This window comes from Emticicia sp. GW821-FHT11C11 (assembly GCF_058808615.1).
In genome coordinates, this window is the sequence record NZ_JBXARV010000004.1 from 420,240 (window position 1) to 426,343 (window position 6,104).

6 protein-coding genes are annotated in these 6,104 nt (G+C 39.1%); 4 read left to right on the top strand and 2 right to left on the bottom strand.

The features are described from left to right. Positions 1-60: 60 nt before the first annotated feature. From AC1RRY_RS21575 to AC1RRY_RS21585, 3 genes are all read left to right on the top strand, one after another. On the top strand, positions 61-624 hold the full coding sequence (locus AC1RRY_RS21575; protein ID WP_492823162.1) for a Crp/Fnr family transcriptional regulator: 564 nt from the start codon (positions 61-63) through the stop codon (positions 622-624). Positions 625-742: 118 nt separating this feature from the next. Next, entirely contained in the window at positions 743-1,027 is a 285-nt protein-coding gene (locus tag AC1RRY_RS21580) for a hypothetical protein (RefSeq protein ID WP_492823160.1), read from the top strand. Between the two features lie 173 nt (positions 1,028-1,200). Then, positions 1,201-1,641, top strand: a complete 441-nt coding sequence (locus AC1RRY_RS21585; RefSeq protein ID WP_492823158.1) for a hypothetical protein — start codon at positions 1,201-1,203, stop codon at positions 1,639-1,641. Here AC1RRY_RS21585 and AC1RRY_RS21590 read toward each other — a convergent pair. Together AC1RRY_RS21590 and AC1RRY_RS21595 are read right to left on the bottom strand one after the other, a co-directional pair. Further along, positions 1,630-2,010 (bottom strand): VOC family protein, encoded by a 381-nt coding sequence (locus AC1RRY_RS21590; RefSeq protein ID WP_492823156.1) that lies wholly within the window; start codon positions 2,008-2,010, stop codon positions 1,630-1,632. The two genes, AC1RRY_RS21585 and AC1RRY_RS21590, sit on opposite strands and share 12 nt — an antisense overlap. Before the next feature lie 39 nt (positions 2,011-2,049). After that, positions 2,050-2,964 (bottom strand): SAM hydrolase/SAM-dependent halogenase family protein, encoded by a 915-nt coding sequence (locus AC1RRY_RS21595; RefSeq protein ID WP_492823154.1) that lies wholly within the window; start codon positions 2,962-2,964, stop codon positions 2,050-2,052. Positions 2,965-3,122: 158 nt separating this feature from the next. Between AC1RRY_RS21595 and leuS the strand changes: the two genes are divergently transcribed. Further along, positions 3,123-5,906, top strand: a complete 2,784-nt coding sequence (leuS, locus tag AC1RRY_RS21600; protein WP_492823152.1) for a leucine--tRNA ligase — start codon at positions 3,123-3,125, stop codon at positions 5,904-5,906. Positions 5,907-6,104: the final 198 nt, after the last annotated feature.

A 6,104-nucleotide genomic window follows, 5' to 3' on the forward strand; every position in this document is an offset into this window, starting at 1 on the left:
CTTTTTTTTATTTTTATGGAACAATTACCAAAGCTATGACAACTTTTAACTTCTACATTTATGCAACAGATTATTACTATTCTTGATGCCATAAAGCCGCTGTCTCCACAAATTCAGGATTTTTTAGCAAAGAAATTAAAAAATGAAATTTTCGCGAAGAAGTCGATGATTGTTCAACCGGAAACGACAAACAGAAAAATCTATTATATTGAAAAAGGAATTGTAAGAGCCTATTTTATCGAAAACGGTAAGGAACATACAACCTGGTTCTTCAAAGAAACAGATATCATTATTTCAGTGATTAGTTTTTTCTTACAAAAACCATCCAATGAATATGTCGAAGCCCTGGAAGATTGTACGATGTGGTCACTTTCTTACACAGATTTACAGTTCTTATATGAGAATTTCCCGGAATTCAATTATATCGGCAGAATGCTGACCGAAAAGTACTATTGCTTAAGTGAAATAAGAAATTACAATATCCGCATGAAATCTGTCAATGAAAGATATGTTTTTCTTCAACAACAAATTCCCGACATTCTACAAAGAGTTCCCTTAAAGTATATAGCTTCACATTTAGAAATTGAGCCGGAGACATTGAGTAGATTACGAGCAAAAAAATGATTTGAGTCAATTTTTTTTTAACCAAGCTCTAATACTTTTGCTTACTTAATAAATAGTCTACTTTGAAAATACGAAGCTACTACAGCTTAAACAAATCAGCTTTAATAATTGATAAGCAATGAAAAAAAAAGCTATTTGGTTCGGTGTTTTTACTGCTATAATTCTTTTTGCAAACTATGGAGGAATACTTAGAATACTGACAGTTGGTGTAATTTTTTCAAACCCGGAATTTCATGTCATACACTATACCTATTCAACCGAGCACGGTGAATTTAAAATGTGGGAAAATGAAATGAAAGGCCCGCACATCAGAGACATTGGCATTATTTTTAAGAGTTTCCGGGAGTGCTATCCTACTTCGCCGGACACAGTCGTTTATCGGAATTTCAGAAGAAATATATGAGAATTTTGGAACTGGCATCACTTCTTTACACATGACAGATACAAACTTCCTTACTTATCCTCGAAAGATATAAAACCTATGAAGAAAAAGACAGCGCCTTGGGGTGATTGTGCTATTCCAAATTACGCACAAGAAGTAAAGTAAGATACAACCATGCTATTCAATTTTTCGTTATGATATCTAAAATTCACTTACTGAAAATACTGACAGCCGTTTCATTTCTGCTTGTGATTATCAGTGGAGAGAAACTTTCTTTCTTTATTGGCATTTATTTACTAATAGCTATTTTCAATCCGTATTTGGTATCTGATTCAATATACTCCTACATAATTTCGGCTTTTGTGTTGTATTTATATATTTCCGGCAATGTGAAGAAAAATACGTGGTTTGATGACATAGTGAGCACCATCAGTATTATAGCTATGCAGATTTTTATCTATACTATGATAGACTTTAGATATATCCACACCAAGAACATAATCACTCTCTCTGTATTTGTTATTTTGTCGTGTATGGCATTGGGGTTAATCATCTATAGAAGAATCAAATCACCCCCTAACAGTACAGGTGCTTTCGCCGGGCAATCTATTAAGCCTAATGAATCAGGACTCTAAAAAACCAATAATGTGTCCATCCGGGTCTGCTATGTAAAACTCTTTGCCATAGGGCATTTCACGTAATGATTGCACTACGTCAACCGTCTGACTTATTATTTCTTCGTATACATGTGCAATATCATCTACCGAAATAACCAGGTCAAGATGTTCATTCTCTCTTCTTTTTTTTCTCTCTTCAGCAAAAGGCGTATCCAATTTAAGATGAACAGAATAACCATCTTTAACAATCGCAGCATAAAAATCTTCGTAAAAAAACTCGACTTCAAAACCCAAATTCCCAGTGTAGAATGCAATGGCAATATCAAGGTCAGCCACAATAAGTTGCGGACACATATTTTTTATTTTAAAGCTTGTTACAGTATCCATATGCTTAAAATTTAATGATTATACAGAGTCAGAACTTTATCATCTTGAAACCTCAATCCGCCAGTCTTGTCCGCTCGAAATCCTATAGGTATCAGCAAAGCTGCCCATATTTATTCCTAAAGACAGATTCAGAAGACTATTCATATATAAAATAGATTCGCCTTCCTTCACATCACCAAATGTATGTCCATAAGGCACTACTCCCTGATACACCAGTCTGTCTTTCTCAAAAATCTTCACATTCAACCGCTCACCATCTTTTACACCCAATGCTTTGAATGTCTTCTCGTCAATATTGGTCCATACGTTTCCATATTGTATATCTAGAATCGGTATTCCACCGGATAATACCCCTTTCCCAAATTTTGGTTTCGGATAAGACAACTTCACCAGTTCATTATTAGGCAAAGCCACTCCTACACTATTAAAATTAATGATACTGGCAGCTAATTTAGCGCCGGTATACGCAAACACATCGCGTCCATGAAAAGTGTACGAACCCTGCGAATTGGGCAACCGGTTGGCACTTGATATTTCTCTCACCTCATCTACTCCTTCACTTTCGGCTACTAGTGTAAACAAGCCGTTGTCCGGACCAACATAATAACGGTTCGCTTTGGTTTTCAATACGATCGATTTCCTTTCGGTGCCCACACCAGGGTCAACTACACAAACAAATACCGTTCCTTCTTCCCAATAGGGGGCCGTTTGTTGCAAGCGGTATGCGCCCTCCCAGATATTAAAGACAGGTATTTCATGTGTTAAGTCATGAATAACCAATTCCGAAAATTGTTTCAGTGCTACTCCTTTCATTGCTGCTACGGCACCGTCTTTTGTGCCGAAATCGGTCATCAGAACCAAAGCTGATTTCGATTTGTATGATATTATATAGATAATCCCTACTATGGCAACAATGAAAAATAACAGAATTGTAAGGAAAATTCTACGAAGCATGGCTTATAAATTTGAAGGTGTCGGCTTAATCACCGGATAAGTTTTCCGGATAATATTTAACAAATTAACAATTTAAAGCCCTAAAATACTATTTTTGCAAAAATTTTCACTCAAACTCGAGCGGCAAACGCTCGTTTACACTTTATATATCATATTTTATGTCGGAGTATAACCATCGTGAGATCGACAAGAAATGGCAGCAATTCTGGGAAGAAAACAAAACCTATGAAGTAAAAATTGACCATTCAAGACCTAAGTTTTATGTACTGGATATGTTCCCGTATCCATCTGGAGCAGGCTTACATGTAGGCCATCCACTCGGATACATCGCCAGCGATATCTATTCGAGGTACAAAAGGCTGAAAGGTTTCAATGTGTTGCACCCAATGGGTTTCGACTCTTTCGGTTTACCTGCCGAGCAATATGCTATCCAGACAGGTCAACATCCGGCTGTTACTACTGAAACTAATATCAAAACATATATCAGTCAGCTGAAAAAAATCGGTTTCTGCTACGACTGGAGTCGCGAAGTGCGCACCTCTGACCCTGCTTATTATAAGTGGACTCAATGGATTTTCATGGAGCTGTTCAAAAGCTGGTATAATAAAGATGCCAACAAAGCTGAACCCATTGAAACCCTTTATGCGAAATTTGCGCAGGATGGCACAAAAGATGTTAAGGCCGTGTGTGATGATGATGTAATAAGCTTTACAGCCGAAGAATGGAATGCACTTTCTGAAACAGAACAGTATAAAATCTCATTAAAATATCGTTTAACTTACCTTTCAGAGGCAGTTGTAAACTTCTGCCCTGCTTTGGGGATGGTGCTGTCGAACGATGAAGTGAAAGACGGCGTTTCTGAACGTGGTGGTTTCCCTGTGATTCAGAAGAAAATGCAGCAATGGATGATGCGCATTACTGCCTATGCCGATCGTTTAATTTCCGGCCTTGATAGCGTTGACTGGTCAGAATCACTCAAGGAGCAACAACGCAACTGGATTGGCCGCTCGGTTGGAGCAATGGTAAAATTTGCCATCGAAAACAAACCTGACACCCTGATTGAGGTTTTCACCACCCGTGTAGACACTATTTATGGGGTATCGTTTATGGTGTTGGCACCTGAGCATGAGCTCGTAGATTCTTTAACCACAGCCGGGCAAAGAGAGAGTATTAATAATTATATCACAGAAACCCAGAAACGCTCTGAATTGGATCGGATGTCTGACGTAAAAAAGGTTTCCGGGGCATTTACAGGCAGCTATTGTATCAACCCTTTCAACGGTGAGAAAGTACCCGTATGGATTGCCGATTATGTATTGGCCGGTTATGGTACCGGTGCTGTAATGGGCGTGCCTTCTGGTGATCAGCGCGACTGGAATTTTGCCACCCATTTCGGTTTACCGATTGTGCCTATACTGGATGCACAGGTAGATATTGACCAGCAGGCCGATGCCACCAAAGAGGGTAAATATATCAATTCAGGTATTATTAACGGCTTAGGATATAAAGAAGCAACTCAGAAACTGATTGATACACTGGAAGAAAAGGGTATTGGTAAAGGTAAGGTAAATTATCGTTTGCGTGATGCCGTATTTGCGCGCCAACGCTACTGGGGTGAGCCTGTTCCGGTTTATTTTAAAGACGATGCACCTCATTTAATTGATGAGACCGACCTGCCATTGGTATTGCCGGATATCGACAAATACCAGCCTACAGAAAGTGGCGAACCACCGTTAGGCCGAGCTGAAGGTTGGAATTATAAGGGTGAGCCATATGAGCTGAGCACCATGCCTGGTTGGGCTGGTAGCAGCTGGTATTGGTACCGATACATGGATGCACAAAACGATAAAGAGTTTGCTTCAAAAGAAGCCATTGACTACTGGCAGAATGTGGATTTGTATCTGGGTGGAACCGAGCACGCTACCGGGCACTTGTTGTACAGCCGTTTCTGGAACAAATTCCTGAAAGACCGAGGCTATGTACCCAAGGAAGAATACGCAGCCAAACTCATCAATCAGGGTATGATTATGGGTAAATCAAGTTTTGTGTATCGTTTGAAAGAAGCAGAAAAAGTGACCTTTGTTTCTTATGGATTGAAAGACCAGTACGAGACCACCAAACTGCATGTGGATGTAAATATTGTAGATAACGATATTCTGGATATTGAGCGATTCAAAGCAACAAGAAACGATATCGGTAATGACCCTCAGTTTATTCTGGAAGACGGTGTCTATCGTTGTGGTTCTGAGGTAGAGAAGATGTCGAAATCTAAGTTCAATGTTGTGAATCCTGACGATATCGTAGAAAAATATGGCGCAGATACTTTCAGATTATATGAAATGTTTCTCGGACCTTTAACTGAAAGCAAACCCTGGGATACCCGCGGTATCGAAGGCACCTACCGTTTCATCCGTAAGCTATGGCGTTTGTTCTATGACCAGAACGGTAAATATATCGTAACAGATGCTGAGCCGACAAAAGCAGAACTAAAGGCTTTGCACAAGACAATCAAGAAAGTATCTGAAGACATCGAGAATTTCTCTTTTAATACGTCTGTAAGTACTTTCATGATTTGCGTGAATGAATTGACAGACCTGAAATGCTCTAAAAAAGCGATTCTCGAACAACTGGTGATAGTGTTGTCGTCTTACACACCGCACCTTTCTGAAGAGCTGTGGGAGATTCTGGGTAATGAAAAAGGTACAGTAACTCAGCAGAGTTTCCCGGAATTCAATGCCGATCATCTGGTTGAGGATTCGTTCGAATATCCGATTCAGATAAATGGTAAGGTGAGAACTTCTATTTCTTTCCCTGCTGATATGAGCAAGGAAGAAATAGAAAAAGCCGTTCTTGAAAACGAAAACGTAATCAAATGGCTGGAAGGCAACGCACCTAAAAAACTAATTGTAGTGCCAAAAAGAATTGTGAACGTGGTAGTGTAAGATTATTGATTTTATCTGGCAGAACCACATTGCAATGCGGCTTCGCAGGTCTGTCAGATTCATTAATGCCGACAGTGCGAAAATTGAAAACACAAATTTGCCCATAGGAGACGTATAGCAATACGTCTCGTATGTTTGTAACAGAAATAAGAATAAGGAAAAAGGTTTAAATTGCTACTGGAAAATGAGAGGCAAATA